Origin of the sequence: Paracoccus sp. J55, assembly GCF_000513975.1 — a bacterium.
Taxonomy (GTDB): Bacteria; Pseudomonadota; Alphaproteobacteria; order Rhodobacterales; family Rhodobacteraceae; genus Paracoccus.
The window spans coordinates 1-15,425 of record NZ_AZVA01000051.1 but is presented as its reverse complement, the minus strand read 5'-3'; the positions used below and the strand labels follow the sequence as shown (position 1 = coordinate 15,425).

17 protein-coding genes and 1 pseudogene are annotated in these 15,425 nt (G+C 65.8%); 7 read left to right on the top strand and 11 right to left on the bottom strand.

Going from position 1 to position 15,425, the window contains the following annotated elements; translation table 11 throughout:
• The 3 genes from PARJ55_RS22745 to PARJ55_RS0120120 form a co-directional block, all read left to right on the top strand.
• Positions 1-132, top strand: a 132-nt coding sequence (locus tag PARJ55_RS22745; protein WP_036714687.1) for an ATP-binding protein, incomplete at its 5' end; no start/stop codon positions are given.
• 670 nt (positions 133-802) lie between these two features.
• Positions 803-1,240: a hypothetical protein gene (locus PARJ55_RS22740; protein ID WP_036714685.1), complete on the top strand. Its 438-nt coding sequence runs from the start codon at positions 803-805 to the stop codon at positions 1,238-1,240.
• 62 nt (positions 1,241-1,302) lie between these two features.
• Entirely contained in the window at positions 1,303-2,151 is an 849-nt protein-coding gene (locus tag PARJ55_RS0120120) for a S9 family peptidase (protein WP_028714614.1), read from the top strand.
• An 11-nt stretch (positions 2,152-2,162) separates the two neighbouring features.
• Here the strand turns inward: PARJ55_RS0120120 and PARJ55_RS0120115 are convergent, their stop codons facing one another.
• The 11 genes from PARJ55_RS0120115 to PARJ55_RS0120065 all read right to left on the bottom strand — a co-directional run bounded on the left by PARJ55_RS0120115 (position 2,163) and on the right by PARJ55_RS0120065 (position 11,617).
• Positions 2,163-2,696 (bottom strand): SRPBCC family protein, encoded by a 534-nt coding sequence (locus PARJ55_RS0120115; RefSeq protein ID WP_084637939.1) that lies wholly within the window; start codon positions 2,694-2,696, stop codon positions 2,163-2,165.
• The gene (locus tag PARJ55_RS0120110) at positions 2,693-3,625 is read right to left on the bottom strand and encodes a vWA domain-containing protein (protein ID WP_232215760.1); all 933 of its coding nucleotides are present in this window, start codon (positions 3,623-3,625) and stop codon (positions 2,693-2,695) included. The genes PARJ55_RS0120115 and PARJ55_RS0120110 overlap by 4 nt, the downstream gene beginning before the upstream one ends.
• Entirely contained in the window at positions 3,622-4,173 is a 552-nt protein-coding gene (locus PARJ55_RS0120105) for a hypothetical protein (protein ID WP_010399067.1), read from the bottom strand. The genes PARJ55_RS0120110 and PARJ55_RS0120105 overlap by 4 nt, the downstream gene beginning before the upstream one ends.
• Positions 4,170-5,177 carry a vWA domain-containing protein gene (locus PARJ55_RS0120100; protein WP_010399069.1) on the bottom strand — a complete coding sequence of 336 codons (1,008 nt, stop codon included), beginning with the start codon at positions 5,175-5,177 and terminating at the stop codon, positions 4,170-4,172. Before PARJ55_RS0120100 ends, PARJ55_RS0120105 begins: the two co-directional genes overlap by 4 nt.
• A complete protein-coding gene (locus PARJ55_RS0120095) occupies positions 5,174-5,977 on the bottom strand; it encodes a hypothetical protein (RefSeq protein ID WP_010399070.1) in 804 nt (267 codons plus the stop codon). Before PARJ55_RS0120095 ends, PARJ55_RS0120100 begins: the two co-directional genes overlap by 4 nt.
• A complete protein-coding gene (locus PARJ55_RS0120090) occupies positions 5,974-6,828 on the bottom strand; it encodes a hypothetical protein (RefSeq protein WP_010399072.1) in 855 nt (284 codons plus the stop codon). Before PARJ55_RS0120090 ends, PARJ55_RS0120095 begins: the two co-directional genes overlap by 4 nt.
• Positions 6,825-7,844 carry a MoxR family ATPase gene (locus PARJ55_RS0120085; protein ID WP_010399074.1) on the bottom strand — a complete coding sequence of 340 codons (1,020 nt, stop codon included), beginning with the start codon at positions 7,842-7,844 and terminating at the stop codon, positions 6,825-6,827. The genes PARJ55_RS0120090 and PARJ55_RS0120085 overlap by 4 nt, the downstream gene beginning before the upstream one ends.
• Before the next feature lie 61 nt (positions 7,845-7,905).
• A complete protein-coding gene (locus PARJ55_RS0120080; RefSeq protein WP_028714611.1) occupies positions 7,906-8,217 on the bottom strand; it encodes a methanol dehydrogenase [cytochrome c] subunit in 312 nt (103 codons plus the stop codon).
• Positions 8,218-8,271: 54 nt separating this feature from the next.
• Positions 8,272-8,805 carry a cytochrome c(L), periplasmic gene (gene moxG / locus PARJ55_RS0120075; protein ID WP_028714610.1) on the bottom strand — a complete coding sequence of 178 codons (534 nt, stop codon included), beginning with the start codon at positions 8,803-8,805 and terminating at the stop codon, positions 8,272-8,274.
• 10 nt (positions 8,806-8,815) lie between these two features.
• The gene (gene moxJ / locus PARJ55_RS0120070) at positions 8,816-9,610 is read right to left on the bottom strand and encodes a methanol oxidation system protein MoxJ (protein ID WP_232215759.1); all 795 of its coding nucleotides are present in this window, start codon (positions 9,608-9,610) and stop codon (positions 8,816-8,818) included.
• A gap of 108 nt (positions 9,611-9,718) precedes the next feature.
• Positions 9,719-11,617, bottom strand: a complete 1,899-nt coding sequence (locus PARJ55_RS0120065; RefSeq protein WP_028714608.1) for a methanol/ethanol family PQQ-dependent dehydrogenase — start codon at positions 11,615-11,617, stop codon at positions 9,719-9,721.
• Positions 11,618-11,966: 349 nt separating this feature from the next.
• On the opposite strand from PARJ55_RS0120065, the gene PARJ55_RS0120060 reads away from it, so the two are divergent.
• The 4 genes and pseudogenes from PARJ55_RS0120060 to PARJ55_RS0120045 all read left to right on the top strand — a co-directional run.
• Positions 11,967-12,431 carry a hypothetical protein gene (locus PARJ55_RS0120060; protein ID WP_010399092.1) on the top strand — a complete coding sequence of 155 codons (465 nt, stop codon included), beginning with the start codon at positions 11,967-11,969 and terminating at the stop codon, positions 12,429-12,431.
• The gene (locus tag PARJ55_RS0120055; RefSeq protein ID WP_028714607.1) at positions 12,428-13,861 is read left to right on the top strand and encodes a LapD/MoxY N-terminal periplasmic domain-containing protein; all 1,434 of its coding nucleotides are present in this window, start codon (positions 12,428-12,430) and stop codon (positions 13,859-13,861) included. The genes PARJ55_RS0120060 and PARJ55_RS0120055 overlap by 4 nt, the downstream gene beginning before the upstream one ends.
• On the top strand, positions 13,846-14,517 hold the full coding sequence (locus tag PARJ55_RS0120050) for a response regulator transcription factor (RefSeq protein WP_010399096.1): 672 nt from the start codon (positions 13,846-13,848) through the stop codon (positions 14,515-14,517). Before PARJ55_RS0120055 ends, PARJ55_RS0120050 begins: the two co-directional genes overlap by 16 nt.
• Before the next feature lie 307 nt (positions 14,518-14,824).
• Positions 14,825-15,051: pseudogene (locus PARJ55_RS0120045) on the top strand (5-deoxy-glucuronate isomerase); the annotation flags it as partial.
• Positions 15,052-15,425: the final 374 nt, after the last annotated feature.

The window sequence follows — 15,425 nt, the reverse complement described above, 5'->3', positions numbered from 1 at the left end:
TGGACGGAAACCTTCGGTTCCGAGCGTCTCACCGGCGCGCTGCTCGACCGACTGACCCACCACGTCAACATCATCGAGATGAACGGCGAAAGCTATCGCCTCGCCAACAGCACAGCCCGTAAACAGCGCTGATCACCATAAAATATCTACCCACGATTGGCCCTAAGGGGCCAGTGCGCCATGGCTCGCGCCAGCTATGTGGCCAGCGCGCGCGCCATGGCGCACCCCCCAACTGGCCGGACTTTACGCCGCCGCCCCGGCCGACTTTTGCTCCGCCGTTGACAGGTTAGACCCCCCCTTTTGCAATGAGGAAAATATCCCGCGAAATCGAGGAAATTCTCCTGCAAACATGATTGCCAATCAGTGCTCTACTCCAGACTGAAGAGGCTTATCGGTAGATTCGAACAACACTGCCGCCACCGGCGCGGAGCAGCGTGGAATATCGGTAATTGTTGCTCTCCGTATCTTTGGCTGTTATGCTTGCAAGCATCATGAACAATGGATGATAAAGGGGTTGGGCATCAAGGTTGACGCAAGCTTTCAAGGCCACGCTCCACGTCTCTAAAATCTGTCGTCCGCGCAAGGCCAAGCCGCGTCGTCGGGATTAGAGATCATTATGCGCATCGAACATGAATTGCACCGTCAGCCCTGCCATTTCAAGACACACCAGCAATGTTCTGCTTTCGCTGCCGTCAGCATATTAGCGACTTTCACCCAGCGACCTCGAGATCTCGCCAAGCCTTAACCCTTCGACCACGGCTATAAAGTAAATTACCCACTTAGCTTGAATTGGAGAAGCAGCATGAATGGAGAATTCGTCGTCATAGCCTTTCTTGCAGTCAACATGACATTCTCTGCATCAGCACAGCCCGCCCCATTGGAAGAGTTGTTTCTTGAGGTTTCAACAGGCGAGAATGGGGAGCCCACAATATCGCAAGACGAGTTCCAACTTTCCAAGAATGAATACTATCGCCTCAATTTCGTCTGTGCGGAAGATGTCGGGGACACAGGATTTCAATTCGAGTCCGTGCCTTTACTGTCGAACTCGCATCTGAGAGTCGTCAGTGTTGAAGGCCAAGAGATTCATATGCAGGGGCTGAGTTTTCATACCCTCCAATGCGACGAGGCAGGAACGATACGCTTCAGTTTTTATCCGGTCCGCTCCGGCACCTTTGAGTTCACTGTGCAAGACCACGATGAACCGGCCAATATCACCAAGGGCAAGTTTGTGGTCGAATAGAATGCTCAAACCAAATCTACAAAGCTTCAAGGCCGTTAATTATCCGCAATTGAAGGGTTGCCATGCGCAAAGGATTGTCAGCCAGCGCGGTTCTTGCCCTGATGGCAGTCCCTGTTCATGGAGAAACATTATCGCTGACCCTCGACCGAGGCATTGCTGCTACCGTTGAGATACCGGCAGGACACGGAAAATTTCCTGCCGTATTGATGTTTCACGGACTAGGTTCCAGCCGTGATGAGGTCGGCATCATATTCGCCGATACCGCAACGGCGTTGGCCAGGAATGGTATTGCCTCGCTTCGGATCGATTTTCGGGGCTTTGGCAAATCGGACGGTGATACGGGTGCATTCACATTAGAGCGGCAGAACGAGGACGCGGCGATTGCATTGCAGGCGCTGGCCGCGATGGATAAGGTCGATGCCGGGCGTATCGGCGTGATGGGCTTTTCCTTCGGTGCAGGAGCCGCCATCGAATTGGCTGCGGCTCAACCGGAAGCCATCAAGTCGCTTGTCGTCTGGGCACCCGTGGGCAATTACCATGACGACATGCTGGATAGCCTGGGCCAGCGCGCCTTCGATCTGGCGGCACGGGACGGCATCGTCGGGCTGGACCTGGGCTGGCGGACCATGGCGCTGAAACGGGGCTTCTTCGACAGCCTGGGTCGGCACGACCTTCTGGCGGGGCTGCGGGCCTATGACGGGCCGCTCATGACCGTGAACGGCAGCGACGATCCCTATCGCAAATACACGCCCGCGCTGATCGAGGCAGCGGCGGGCGCAGACAAGCGGGCCGTGGTGATCGAGGGCGGCGACCACGTCTTTCATGTCTATACCCCCAGCCGCTCGCTGGCCCCCGAGGTCATCGAGGCGACCGTCGAGCGGTTCAGGGACACGCTTGGCAAGACGCGCTGATCGGGGCGCGCTCAGCCGCCGGTCTCGGCGGCGGCCTTGATGCCGGCCAGGGCGTCATCGACATATTTCTCCATGGCAGCGACGGCGGCCTCGTCGCTGAAACGCTCCTCGGGCTCGTTGGTCGTGTCGGCGCGGAAGAAGCTGGCCTGCCAGGCGACGCTTGCACCGTCGCCGTCCGGTGTCACCGTGATGCTGTTGGTATAGAAGCTGACCGGGAACACCTCGATGTCCTCCCTGGACAGCCGCCAGCGGATCGTCATTGTCTCGGTGCCGATATCGTCGATGCCGTCGACTAGCGTGCCGCCCGACTTGAACGCGATGCTGCGCTTCGCGCCGGCGCCCCCGCCCTCCATGCTAGCCTCGGCGATGGCCGGATGCCAGGCCGCGATCAGGACCGGATCGGCAAGCAGGGCCCAGACATTCTCGGGGGGCGCGGCCACCTTGACGCTGCGCGACAGTTGCTGCGGCGTCGGGCCATGAGCCAGCAGCGGGGTCGCGGCCAGCGCCGCCAGTGCCGAGGCCAGCAGGATTCTGCGGTTCATCATGGGATCTCCTTCCTTGCATGAAGCGGGGTGGCCAGCAGCGCGGCCAGCAGCGCGGCCAAGGCCAGCGCGCCGAAAGCGGGCGACAGGCTGCGATGGGTCGCGACCCGACGCGCCGGGGCGTGGGCGGCCAGCGCCGCCTGCAAGGCCACAGGCCCCGCCGAGAGCCGCGCGAATCCCATGCCGCGTTCGCCGGCAAGCCGGGTCAGGTATTCCGCACGCATCGCCGACAGGTGTTCGGATCCTTCCAGGTCGGCTTCGCCATAAGGGTTGTTGCGCGGGTGAAAGCCGGGCCGATCCGCCGCATCCGTGGGCGGGGCGCCGATGCGGGCCGGGGCGTGCTGCACGTCGTCTGGTCCGTAAAAGCCGGTCTCGCGGCCCAGGTCGTCGAATTTCGGGATCGGCGCGGGCTGGTCGCCGCCCGCCCCCAAGATGACGCCGCCGGGGTTGTCCTCGCGCCAGTCGTCCGGCCCGGAATACGGCAGGGGCGGGGCTTCCTGTCCGTCGGTGACGAAGATCAGCGCCGCATCCAACCCCCGCGCCCGGTTCAGCGCATGGTTCAGCCCTTTCGAGATCATGCTGTCGCCTTCCCAGGCCATGCGCCAGTCCAGGCCGGCCAGGATGCCGGCCAGCGCGGCATAGTCGGTGCAGATCTCGACCGGTTCGATCAGCGTCAGGCTGCGGCGTTCGGTAAAGAAGCCCAGGCCCACGCGGGCACCACAGGGCTGGCTGGCGATCCAGCGCGTCAGCACGTCCCGCGCCGCATCCAGCCGCGAAGCGCCGTCCATGTCGCGCACGTTCATCGAGCGGGTGATGTCCACCACGATCAGCACGTCGCGCAGCTCGCGCCGGCCCTCGATGCGCGGCCCTGCCGCGGCGACCAGAGCCAGCCCGGCGGCCAGTGCGGGCAGGATGGCGCGGGCCGCAGTCACGGCGCCCCCCGCGGCAGGCCGGGCAGGTCGGTCCACAGCCGGCGCGGCCGGGTCTCGGAGTCTTCGTCGCCGTCCTGTCCTTCGCGCGGCATGTCGCGGACCAGGCGCGTGGCCAGGTCCAGGTTCACCTTGGCGTCGAAATTGCCGGGTCGGGCGCGCAGCGCCTCGCGATAGGATGCCTTGGCCAGGTTGATCAGCGCGGTGGCCTCGTCGATGCGATTGCGCTCGATACGCTCGAACCCCATGCGCATCCGGGCATTGCCGATGGCGTAGTGGTATTCCGAGCGCAGGCCGGGCGGGGCGGTGGCCAGCCCGGCCAGCAGCGTCTCGGCCTCTTGCGGCCGGTCGCGCAGCACCAGGAAAAGCGCGCGGGCATGGGCGGCGCGCGGATCGGCCGCCTGGCGCAGCGCGACGTCGCTGCCGCCTGCCAGGCTGCGGATGGCGCGATTGTCGACGGCCATCCCCCAAAGCTGCCAGCCCGACCACAGCACCGCGCCGGCCGCGAGCGCGACCCAGGCCAGCAGCGCGGGAAAGCCCAGCCGTCTCATACCGGGACCAGCAGGGGCGCGGGGCAGCGGGGGGCATAGCGTCGTTCGAGCCAGCGGGCCGCCGCCAGCGCCGCGCAGCACAGAAAGGCCAGCAGATAGCAGGCCCAGGCCAGGTCGCGGCGCGGCACCGGGCGGCGGGTCAGGATCGGGCGGGATTCCATGCGCCCGATCTCGGTCACGGCATCCTCGACCGCGCCGGGGCTGTCGGCCTCGAAGGCGTGATAGGGCAGGCCCAGGCTTTGCAGGAAGATATGCAGGTGCCGCTCGGGGCGCAGATGCGGGGTGTCGGCCTGGCCGGGCTCGGGCACCTCGAAGATGCCCTTCGCGCCCTTGGTGCGCAGGTAGAGCCAATAGATGTTGACCTGCCGGCGCGCCGCCAGGTTGCGCAGCGCGGTCTGGACCTCGGGCGCGATGACCGCGGCCCCGTCGCTGACCAGCACCACGGCACGCGAGTCACTGGCCGATGCCTCATCCGCCATCTCCATCGCCAGGGTCAGGCCGCGGCCCACATCGGTCTGGGACAGGCCCGGCTCGGCCAGGGCGGCAACGGCGGCGGCGATGGCGGTCCGGCTTTCGGTCATCGGCAGCACCAGCATCGGGGCGGTGGAAAAGGCGGCGATGCCGATGCGGTCGTCGGGGCGGCGGGCGATGAAGTCCAGCAGGATGCGCCGCGCGGCGCTGGCCTTGCTTTCGTCGCCCCCCTGCGGCGAGCGCCCGGCGAAGGTGTCGTCCATGCTGGAGGAGCGGTCGATCAGCAGCACCAGGTTCGTGCCGATGCCGCGATAGGCGACGCTGCCGCCGCGCAGATAGGGCTGGGCAAGGCCGAGGATCAGCGCCGCCGGCGTCAGCAGCGCCAGTGCAACCAGCAGCGGGCCGATGGCGCGCCCCTCGACCGCACGCAGGTCCAGCCGCGGCACGGCGGATGTCCGCAGCCAGCGGATGACCAGCGGCAGCAGCGCCAGCGGCAGGGCGAAAAGCGCGGCTGGCCAGGCGAAACCGATCATCGCCGCCCCCGCTCGATGGCCGCGAGGTCGCGGGCGAGTTGCGGGATGTCCTGCACGGGGCCGGATCCCAAGCCGAAGAAGGCCGCGTCGGAGGCCGCGAAAAAGCCGCGCAGCCGCTCGGCCAGCGGCGCGAATTGCGGCGCATCGGCCAGGAAGCGGTCGAGCTCGGCCCCGATCAGCACCCGGCCGAAACTTTGGTCGAAGGCGCGGTGCAGGGCACGGCGGGCCTGCCGCTCGGGCAGGTGGACCACCGCGCGCGCGGCGCGGGTGAAGGGTCGCGCCGCGCGGCGGTGGAACGGGAACCAGCCCTGCTGCCAGGCAAGCGCCAGCACCCCCGCGACCAGCGCGACGGCCGAGGCCAGCAGCCGCAATCCTGCCGGCATCGGGTCGATCAGGTGGAACGGCGGGTCCGGCTGCAACTGGTCCGGCGTCGAGGGCGCCAGGATCGGCCGGATCGGCGCGGTGACATAGCGAAAGCCCGGCAATTCCAGCGCCGTGCCATCAACCAGCCGGATCGCCGATGCCGGCACCTGCCGTTCGCGCGGCTCTAGCGCCGAATAGAAGTTCTGCCAGCGCAGCGTCAGTTCCGTGCCGCCGGCGATGTCGCGCCGTGCCACGTCGCGCAGGTCCAGCCAATAGTCCACGGCGCGCGGCCGGGGCAGCGAGGACGGATCCACCTGCCCCTGGATGCGGATGCGCTGCACCAGTTCGTCGCCCAGCCACCAGCCATAGGGCCGCGGGTTCTCGACCTGTTGCGCAAGCGCCGGAAACGGCAGCAGGAGCAGCGCCAGCCATTTCATAGCGGTGCCTCGGAAAGCGAAGCGGCCAGTTCTGCCACGTCGATGCTGTCGGTGATCTCGATCGGCGAAAGGCCGTGCTCGGCCAGGACGCGGCGCAGGGCGGCCTGCCGGTTCCGCACCCGTTGGGCTTGGCGCGCCGCCCAGCGACGCGTGGTCAGCACGGTGCGGCGGCGTCCGGTTTCCGGGTCGCAAAGCTCGGCCAGGCCCAGGCGCGGCGGCGGTGCGTCAAAGCCGCTGTCGCGCAGCCAGACGGGCAGCACGGGACGCGGCCGCAGCGCGGCCAGCAGCGCGGCCAGCTCGTCAGGCGACAGCTCGAAATCCGAGATCAGCACCACAAGGATCCGCTCTTGGGGCAGATCATGCGCCATGGCCTCCAGCGCCGCCGTGCCCCGGCCCGCAGGCACCAGCGGCAGATCCAGCAGGTCCGCGGCAAGGCTGCGCCGCGTGGGCGGCTGGTCGTGAAGCACCCGGTCCCCGGCGCAGACGGTCAGCGAGAACGGGTCGCGCGCCCGCCGCGCGGCCTGCGCAAAGCCTGCGGCCAAGAGCCGCGCCAGGCCCGCGCGATCGGCATGGGCCACCGCACCCAGCGAGGCCGAGGCATCCAGCGCCACGTGCAGCCGCAGGTCGGTGCGGGTCTGGAACCGCCGCACATGCAGCACGCCCAGCGGGTCGGTGATCGAGCGGCGCAGGTCCAGCCGCCGGGGATCGGGATGCGCCAACAGCGGCGCGATATCGGCAAAATTCTCGCCCGCGCCGCGCATCCGGCCGGCATGGGCGCCCATGCGCAACCCCGGCAGCCCCTGCGTCAGCCGCCATGCGAGGGCGTCGAACAGGTGCAGTTGGGCGTTCATGCGGCAGGAACCGGAATCGTCGCGAAGGCCGCGTCGATCAGCGCCGGAACCAGCGCCTCGCGCCGCGGCTCGTAGGCGGGCGACAGGAAGATGCGATGCGCCATCACCGGGGCCAGCACGGCGCGCACGTCCTGCGGCAGCACGGCTTCCCGTCCCTCCAGCCAGGCGCAGGCGCGGGCGGCGCGGACGAGATGCTGCATCCCGCGCGGACTGACGCCGCCGCGGATCAGGCGGGCGGCGTCGGCGCCCTCCAGCGCCAGCCCGGCCGAGGCGGGATTGCGCAGCGCCTCGCACAGGTCGAACACATAGCGCCGCAGCGCCGGGCTGGCATGGGTGCCGGCCTGGACCCCCGCTGCCAGATCGTTCAACCCGCGATAGGGCAGGATGCCCTGCCCGACCTCGGCGATCAGGGCGGTGGTGTCGTGAAAGCGCGGCTCGAAGGCCAGGGCCACGCGGTCCTCGGGCGCGGCGGGCGCATTGACGGCGATCTCCATCAGGAAACGGTCGCGGGCGGCGGCGGGCAGCTCGAAGGTCTCGTCGCGCTCGATCTGGTTGCGGTCGGCGAAGACCTGCAAATGCGGGAAATGGTATTCGCGGCGGAACGCCGACAGGCTGCGCTCGGCCATCAGGCGCAAGAGAAGCGCATGGACCTGCGGACGGGCGCGGTTGATCTCGTTGAAGAAGAAGACCGCCAGTTCCTCGCCCTGCTCCAGCACCGGGCCGGGCTCGATCCGGGGGCGGCCATCCTCGGCGATATGCGCGGAATAGATCAGGTCGGTCGGCAGCAGGTCCACCGTGCCCTCGGCCCGGCCATAGGGGCCGCCCAGCGCGCGGGCCATGGCGCGCAAAAGCGTGGTCTTGCCGGTGCCGACATCGCCCGCCAGCAGCACATGGCCCCGGCACAGCGCGGAAATGAGCAGCAGGCGGATGGTCCGCGCCTGCCCCAGAACGACGCCGTTCAGCGCCGCTTCGGCGTCGCGGAACCGGGCGTGCCAGTCCGAAATATTGCTATCCATGATCCGTCCCGAATGTCACGCTGCGCGTGGTCTGGAATCACGCGCAGCGCGCCCGGCCCGCTTATTCGGCGGGCGGAGCCTTGGCCTCGTCGTAGCCGTCGATCTTCTTGACGTCATATTCGAACTTGCCGGTCTTCTTCATGTTCCAGACCCGCCATTCATTGCGGGCATCCATGACGGCCAGCGACTCGCCCTGCTTGGACAGCTCTGCCGGATCGTGTTGCGGATCGTATTTCGAGCCTTCGACCTTTGCGGGATAGTCCGGCTTCGGCTCCCAGCAATTGCCCGGAGCCTTGCAGTTGGTGCCGTCATAGGCCAGCGCCGGAGTGCCGAGCGCCAGGGCGGTAACGGTCAGGGTCAGGATGCGTTTCATTCTGTCTCCTCCTTCTGGGTCATGCCGGGCGGGCCGCCGCCCGGCGGTTTGGGTTCACGACTGGCTGTCGCTGGACGATTTGGGCTGGAACGGGGTAAAGTCGGCCTTCTGCTCGTCCGTCAGCCAGGTGGCGTCCGCGGGATCGCCAGTATAGAGATGGCGCACCCAGGCCATGGTCCTGAGCATTTCATCCAGCGTCAGGCTGCCCCACATCGGCCCCATCTGCCCCGTCGCGCCGCCGTAAAGCGTCGAGAACAGCCCGACGTCGGTTTCGTTGCCGGGATAGGTCCAATAGGCGTCGTTCAGGCCGGGGCCGATCTTGCCCTCGGCATAATGCCCATGGCAGCCCGAGCACATGCCGGCATAAAGCTCCTCGGCCTCGGGCAGGATCTCGGGATCCTCGTTGTAGATGTTCTCGCCGGTTTCCAGGAAGTGCGTCACCGCCTCCGTGTCGCGGCCTTCCTCCATGGCGTCATCGAAGTTCAGGGGTGAGCCGTCGATGATATTGAAGAACTGCGGGGTTGCCATTGCCGCGGCCGGGATGACGAGCGTCATCGCGATTGCGGCAAGGATCCTGGGCTTCGTCATTCCATTTCCTTCAGCTTGACGGCAGCATGGGAATGCCTTCCTCGGTCAGGATGGCATCAATGCTGGCTTTGCCGGATTGCAGGGCCTGCTCGATTGACCCCAAAAGCTCGGGATGGGCCTTGGATACACCCACGGATTGCGAATATTGCAGCGGGATGATGACCCCGTCCGAGCGTTCGATCTCGTTCGTGATCAAGGTCATGCGCAAGGGTTCGTGCGAGTCGCGGACATAGCGCGCCGCCTCGGGGGCGAAGATGATGGCTAGATCGGCCCCGCCGTCCGCGACCTCTGAAATGACGCGGTTGGCCTCGACCTGGGTGTACTTGTTGCGCCGGTCCTCGAAATTGGTCAGCGAGGCTTGGTAGATCAGGTTGTATTCGTAGCGGCCGGTATATTTCAGGATCGTCTCGGCCGGGGAATGCAGGCGGTATGAGAAGGTGTCGAAACCCTCTTGGTCCACGTCCTGCCACTTGTCGCCCTCGAAGTTGCGGTCCTGCCGCGTGACAAAGGCATAGCCCGAACGGTAGTAGGGCTGGGTGGTCAGCAGCCGTTCGTCGCCCGCATCCACGCCGATCAGCACGTCGCACAGATCCTTTTCGATGCCGTCGCGGACCAGGTAGATCGCGTCCTTTTCCAGCATCACCAGATCAAGCGTGGCGCCCATCTCGTCGGCCAGCACCTGGGCGATCTTGTTTTCAAAGCCCCTGCCCTGCGCATCCGAGAACGGCGCATCCTTGGTCGAGGCGCAGACACGCAGGTTCGTCGTGTCGGCCAGAGCGGGCGATGCAAGGGCAAGAACTGCCACCCCGACACCGCAAACCTGGCGGAAATCAACAAGCATTTCGGTTTCTCCAGACTGAATAGCTCAAGCAGGCCGGCCCGCCAGGAAGGAAGCGCGGGCCGGCCTGTCGCGTCAGGCGGGCTCGCCCGGCGCGTATTCGCCCACGTTCGGGTCGGAATAGGGGCTCTCGCCGTCGAGCGAGAAGACCATCACGCCGCCGCCCATCTGGGTGAACTCCTGCAACCGCTTGAAGGCCCCCACCGAGCCCAGCCCGGCAGTCGGGTCGGCCAGGTCGAAGACCAGACCCACGCCCGGCCAGCCGCCGACGCCGTACATGATCGCGACATATTGCCGGCCGTCATGCTTGTAGGTCATCGGATGGCCGATCACGCCCGAAGGCAGCTTGAACTTCCACAGCAGGTCGCCGGTGTCGCTGTCGCGGGCCTTGATGAAGCCGTCCAGCGTGCCATAGAATGTCAGCCCGCCCGCGGTGGCCATGGTGCCGCCCCAAACCGAGAAGCGCTCCATCTTTTCCCATTTCATCTCGCCCGAGATGGCGTCGTAGGCCTTGATCTGGCCCAGCCCCAGCGCGTTCTGGCGGTCGCCCTTCGGCCCCGGATACATGGTCAGCGTGGCACCGACGAAGAACTGCCCGGCGCGATAGGGCAGCATAAAGGGCTCCCAATCCATGCAGATGTGGTTGATGCCCAGCATGAAGACCTTGCGCTCGGGGTCGTAGCTGTCATGGCCCTGGTTGTGGTAGCCCATGGCCGAGGGGCAGATGTCGCGGGCCTTGTGGTCCATGCGCGTGCCGAATTCGGGATCGCGCACCGGCAGGCCGGTATCCAGCTGCACCTCCTTCACCCAGTTGACAGTGTCGTCCATCTTGTCGGCCGAGATCAGGTCGCCATTGGTGCGGTCCAGCGTATAGACGATGCCGTTGCGGTCAGGGTGGGTCAGCAGCTTGCGCATGTTGCCCTCCTTGTCCTCCTGCTCCGACAGCATCATCACGTTGACGCCGGCATAGTCCCATTCGTCATGCGGCGTCTTCTGATAGGCGAATTTCGCCTCGCCGGTGGTCGCCTCGCGGCCCCAGATCGCCATGGTCCATTTGTTGTCGCCCGGACGCATGGTCTCGTTCCAGGGCGCGGGGTTGCCCGAGCCGTAATAGAACAGGTCCACCTCGGGGTCATAGGCATACCAGCCCCAGTTGGTGCCGCCGCCGATCTTCCAGGCGTCGCCCTCCCATGTCTCCAGGCCCAGGTTCTTCTGGCCGTAATGCGGGTTCGGGGCGTTGAAGTCCTCGGCCAGCAGCAGCTCCTCGTCCGGGCCGGTGGCGAAGGCGCGCCATTTCTTCTCGCCGGTCTTGACATCATAGGCGGTGACATAGCCGCGCACCCCCAGCTCGGCGCCGGACGATCCGACCAGCACCAGGTCCTTGATGACATAAGGCGCGATGGTCAGGGTCGAGCCGACCTTGATGTCCGAATTCTCCATGATCCAGCGCGTCTCGCCGGTCTCGGCATCCATGGCGACGATATGGCCGTCGAGCTGGGTGCGGAAGATCAGCGGCTTGACCTCGTCGTCGCCCGGCCAATAGGCGAGGCCTCGGTTGACCACGTCGCAGCAGGCCACGGTCCGGGCCGTGGGGTTCTGCTTGGGCTTGTTCTGCCACAGGATCTTGCCCGGCTCGTTCAGGTCCAGCGCGAAGGTGGTGTTCGGGAAGGGCGTGTGGATGAACATCCGGTCGCCGACGACCAGCGGCGTGCCTTCGTGCCCATGCAGCACCCCGGTCGAGAACGACCAGGCGGGCCGCAGCTGCTTGACGTTCTCCTTGTTGATGTCGGTCATCTCGGAATAGTTCTGCGCGTTGTAGTCACGCCCGGTCATGACCCAGTTCGCGGGGTCCTTGGCCAGTTCGACCAACTGGTCGTTGGCGGTCGCTGGCGCAGTCGTCAGGACGGCAAGGCCCATGGCGACGGCCATCGCAAGGCTCGACGCGCCCGTTACCTTCGGGGTGTTCCTATTCATAGCGATCTCGCTCCCTCTCGCTGTCTCTGGCGCGGACCGGCGGCCAGTCCTTCGACCCCGGCGGTCACGACACTTGGCGGGTTCGGGCCTCCACTCCCGAACCGCCGCAGGACTGATTAGGCATTCCGCTATCCGCCTTGTCTGCGGGGTGGGCTTCCCGACTTTCTCGGGGGTTTTTCCCCGTTCGATCCGGGTGATGCATCACCCGTTTTCGGCAAGCGCCAGACCAACGTCGCAGCACGCGGCGGTTGTTCCATACCAAAGGTGGGCATAGTCTCGACCTCAGGAGGATACGCTGGCGGCGAATCACCGCAGCGCAGAAAAACCGCAGAAAACAGGAGGAGGCAGGATGGGTTTCTGCCGTGGCACCGTCGTAGGGCGCTATGCGGCAGGCATAGCGGTGCTGCTTGCCTTGGGCGCCTGTTACGAGGAGGATGACCAGACCCTGCCTTCGGCCAAGCCCAGGCAAGCCCTGGCCGCAGAAAGCACGCATTGGCTGGAAGTCGATGACGCCCGCAGCCCAGAAGCCTTCCTGTCCACTGAGTCCGGTCTGCCGTCCCGGACGCTGGCCCCGTTGCTGAGCGCGCTCTCGGCGCATTACCGGGAAAGCCCCCGGATGATCGCCAACCGCGTCCTGCAACTGTGGCGGGAATATCCCGACACCCCGCTGGATCGGATAATGATCGATCTGATGCCGGCACAGGATATGCACGAAAAAAGCTTGGGCCCCGTTGCCCAACAATATCGTGTCCTGCGGGCCAGTGGTGCCGGCCACACAGATGCCCTTGCCACAGCCATGAGGCAAAGGGAATGAGCGCGTCAACCGAAGGTCTCTCGTTCCAGGCATTTAGCCGGGCGCCGCAGGCCCGGCGGACCGTGCCGCTGCGCCGGATCGTGATGGGACTAGCCAGCATTGTCAGCCTGTCGTTGTGCCTGATCGTCTCGGCCATCCTGATCCTCAACGCGCGCCAGGCCGTGCAGGAGGAAACCGAATCCGCATTTCGGCTGGCCCATGAGGCCGCCGTGCGCCGTCTGCCGCCCAGTCATGGCGGCCGCGACACCATGGCCGAGGCGATCGGCCTTGCCGAAGAGATCGATGGGCTGCGGCATGTCTCGGCGCGCATCCTCGACCCCGAGGGCCGGCCGCTACAACATCGCGCGCATGGCCAGTTCCGGTCCCAGGCGTCCGCTCCGCAGTGGTTCTCGGCCCTCATGACGCCACCCCTGGTCGAGGCCTTGGTCCCCATCACCCGTTATCCGAATGTCCTGGGGATGCTGCGCGTCGCTGCCGACCCGACCGACGAAATTGCCGAGGTGTGGAGCGATTTCAGCATCATTCTGCCGGTGCTGTTCCTGGCCGGGCTTGCCATGGTGGGGCTGGCCTTCCTGATGACGACGCTGCTGACGCGGCGACTGCAGTCGGTGCAGGCCGCCATGTCGCAGATGCAGGACGGCCGCCTGTCGGTGCGTGCGCCCGACGACCGGCTGACGGAATTCGCCGATCTGGCCGCGGGGGTCAACGCGCTGACCTCGCACCTGCAGGCCGAGCGGGCCGAAAACGACCTGTTGCAGGCCCGCCTGATCGGCAGTTCCGAGGCCGAGCGCTCGCGCATCGCGCTGGACCTGCATGACGAGATGGGGCCGCAGCTTTTCGCGTTGCGGGCCGCCGTCAGCCACGCGCAGGCGATGATCGCCGACCTGCCGGACCGGCCTGCCGCCCTGGACGAGACGCTGGATGCCATCGCCTGCCATGCCGTGGAGGTCCAGAGAAGCGCCCGCACCGCCATCAACGACCTGCGCCCGATGCTGCTGGGCGAGGCCAGCCTGATCGAGCTTTTAGCCGAGCTCGTCACCGGGTTTCGCGACGTTGCATCCGAAACGCGGGTCGTGCTGGACATCGACCCAGAGGTCGAAGGCTCCAGCCTCGGCGAGTTGGCGGAATTGTCGATCTATCGCTTCGTCCGGGAAAGCGTTCTGAACGCCATACGGCACGGGCGCGCCACTCTGGTCCGGGTCAGCCTGGAAACCATGCCGGACGAGCCCCGGCAGATCGTGGTGCGCGTCACGGACAACGGCAAGGGTCCGGAACCCGGTCCCAGCGGCGATCGCCCCCCGCTCGGATTTGGCCAGATCGGCATACAGGACCGCGCCCGCGCGTTTGGAGCGACCTATCTGCCCCCCTGGCGAGATAACAGGCTAACCCATACCGAGTTGAGGATATCCCGCCCATGCAAGCCTCGCTGAAGATGAAGTCAGGCGACGCCCGCCCCCTGCAGATCCTCATCGTGGACGACCACCCCGTTGTGGCCGAGGGCTGGGGTAGGATCATCCGCACCAAGGTCGCATGCGAGATCGCCTCGGCCCCGTCGGCATCCGAGGGTTGGCGGTCATGGAGACAAGCTCGCCCCGACCTGATGGTAGTGGATCTGAGCATTGGCAGGAATAAGATCGCCGGAATCCGGCTGATCGAGCGTTTGCGACGCGTCGATCCCGATTTACCGATCCTGGTCTTCACCATGCACCGCAGCCCCGTCTTGGCCCGCCGCGCACTCATGTTCGGCGCGAACGGGATCATCAACAAGGACAACCCGCCCGCCGAAATCTGCGAGGCTTTCTCCGAGGTGGCTCGAGGCGGCAATTACGTCGACTCGCGTCTGGCGATGCAGATCGCTTTGCTGAACGTCTCGCGCCCAGGAACGAGCGCCCCGCGCCTGACCGGCCGTGAGGAGGAGATCCTGGGCATGATCACCGAAGGCATGTCCTATCGCGACATCGCGGACCGAGCCTGCATCAGCTACAAGACAGTTTCGAACGTCAGCCTGGTGCTGAAGGACAAACTCGGCGCGGCAAACCTTGCCGATCTGGTGGTCAAGGGCATCCGCTATTTCGAAGGGGACTAGGGTCTAGACTTCGGTAACGGGGTCGTCCCAGTCAAGGGCTCTCACGCATACCGAATGTCCCGCCTAACCGCGGTCTTATCCTTTGAACCGTTGATCCGCTTACCCCCAGCACTTTGGTCGCGATCACCACCTCATCGCGCAGGATGCCGAGGTTGCGAATGGCTTGGCCGAGGATCCTCCAGCCCCGTCCGTGATCAGCTTGACGGTCCGCCTTGCTCTCGACCGTCCGCCTTGAGATCGGCTCCGGCGACCTCGCGTCAGGTCGCGCGCCGCCAGTGGGCGATGGCCACGTTCTGCTCGAACAGCGAACCCCGCCACGGGCTGGGCGGTGCAGCGGGTCCAAACCGATGACGGGTCGCTGGACGAGATCATGGCAGTGAAGGACGGCGACATGGTGCTGGTCCCCCGCGGTCACCACCCCTGCGGCGTCCCTTACGGCTTCCAACTCTACTACCTCAACGTCATAGCAGGACCGCGGGGGAACTGGCGCTTCGTCCCGCGCCAGAGGTCGAGCATATGATGCCGACGCCGTAACCAGCCGCAATCTTCTGCCATTGGCCAACCATCTTTCTGGGACAGGAACCGTTGACTGAACACTATCTGACGTTTCAGGGCGGCTCGACATAAGCGCTATGCGTCTGAGAACGGCGGTGAGAAATTCGTCCACGGTAGCGGTGGCTTGGTGCTGCTGCGGGCGGCGTAAAAGTCGTCCACCTATTCCCTTTCTGCGGCGGCAGGGAGGGCGTGAGGATTTACAGCGTGGACCTATATCTGAGAGTTCGCCAGGCTTGCGCGGAAGGCATGAGCCAGCGGGAAGCGGCGCGGGTGTTCAACATCTCGCGTGACACGGTTGCGAAGATGATGACCTTCTCGGTGCCACCGGGCTACCGACGGACGGCCGAGGTCAG

What these genes read in the sequence shown, in the direction of transcription:
- PARJ55_RS0120050 (WP_010399096.1), top strand. Translation starts at nt 13,846, where the DNA reads ATGCAAGCCTCGCTGAAGATGAAGTCAGGCGACGCCCGCCCCCTGCAG.
- PARJ55_RS0120090 (WP_010399072.1), bottom strand. Translation starts at nt 6,828, where the DNA reads ATGAACGCCCAACTGCACCTGTTCGACGCCCTCGCATGGCGGCTGACG.
- PARJ55_RS0120120 (WP_028714614.1), top strand. Translation starts at nt 1,303, where the DNA reads ATGCGCAAAGGATTGTCAGCCAGCGCGGTTCTTGCCCTGATGGCAGTC.
- PARJ55_RS0120095 (WP_010399070.1), bottom strand. Translation starts at nt 5,977, where the DNA reads ATGAAATGGCTGGCGCTGCTCCTGCTGCCGTTTCCGGCGCTTGCGCAA.
- PARJ55_RS0120105 (WP_010399067.1), bottom strand. Translation starts at nt 4,173, where the DNA reads ATGAGACGGCTGGGCTTTCCCGCGCTGCTGGCCTGGGTCGCGCTCGCG.
- PARJ55_RS0120115 (WP_084637939.1), bottom strand. Translation starts at nt 2,696, where the DNA reads ATGATGAACCGCAGAATCCTGCTGGCCTCGGCACTGGCGGCGCTGGCC.
- PARJ55_RS0120085 (WP_010399074.1), bottom strand. Translation starts at nt 7,844, where the DNA reads ATGGATAGCAATATTTCGGACTGGCACGCCCGGTTCCGCGACGCCGAA.
- PARJ55_RS0120060 (WP_010399092.1), top strand. Translation starts at nt 11,967, where the DNA reads ATGGGTTTCTGCCGTGGCACCGTCGTAGGGCGCTATGCGGCAGGCATA.
- PARJ55_RS0120080 (WP_028714611.1), bottom strand. Translation starts at nt 8,217, where the DNA reads ATGAAACGCATCCTGACCCTGACCGTTACCGCCCTGGCGCTCGGCACT.
- moxG (WP_028714610.1), bottom strand. Translation starts at nt 8,805, where the DNA reads ATGACGAAGCCCAGGATCCTTGCCGCAATCGCGATGACGCTCGTCATC.
- PARJ55_RS0120100 (WP_010399069.1), bottom strand. Translation starts at nt 5,177, where the DNA reads ATGATCGGTTTCGCCTGGCCAGCCGCGCTTTTCGCCCTGCCGCTGGCG.
- PARJ55_RS0120065 (WP_028714608.1), bottom strand. Translation starts at nt 11,617, where the DNA reads ATGAATAGGAACACCCCGAAGGTAACGGGCGCGTCGAGCCTTGCGATG.
- PARJ55_RS0120055 (WP_028714607.1), top strand. Translation starts at nt 12,428, where the DNA reads ATGAGCGCGTCAACCGAAGGTCTCTCGTTCCAGGCATTTAGCCGGGCG.
- PARJ55_RS22740 (WP_036714685.1), top strand. Translation starts at nt 803, where the DNA reads ATGAATGGAGAATTCGTCGTCATAGCCTTTCTTGCAGTCAACATGACA.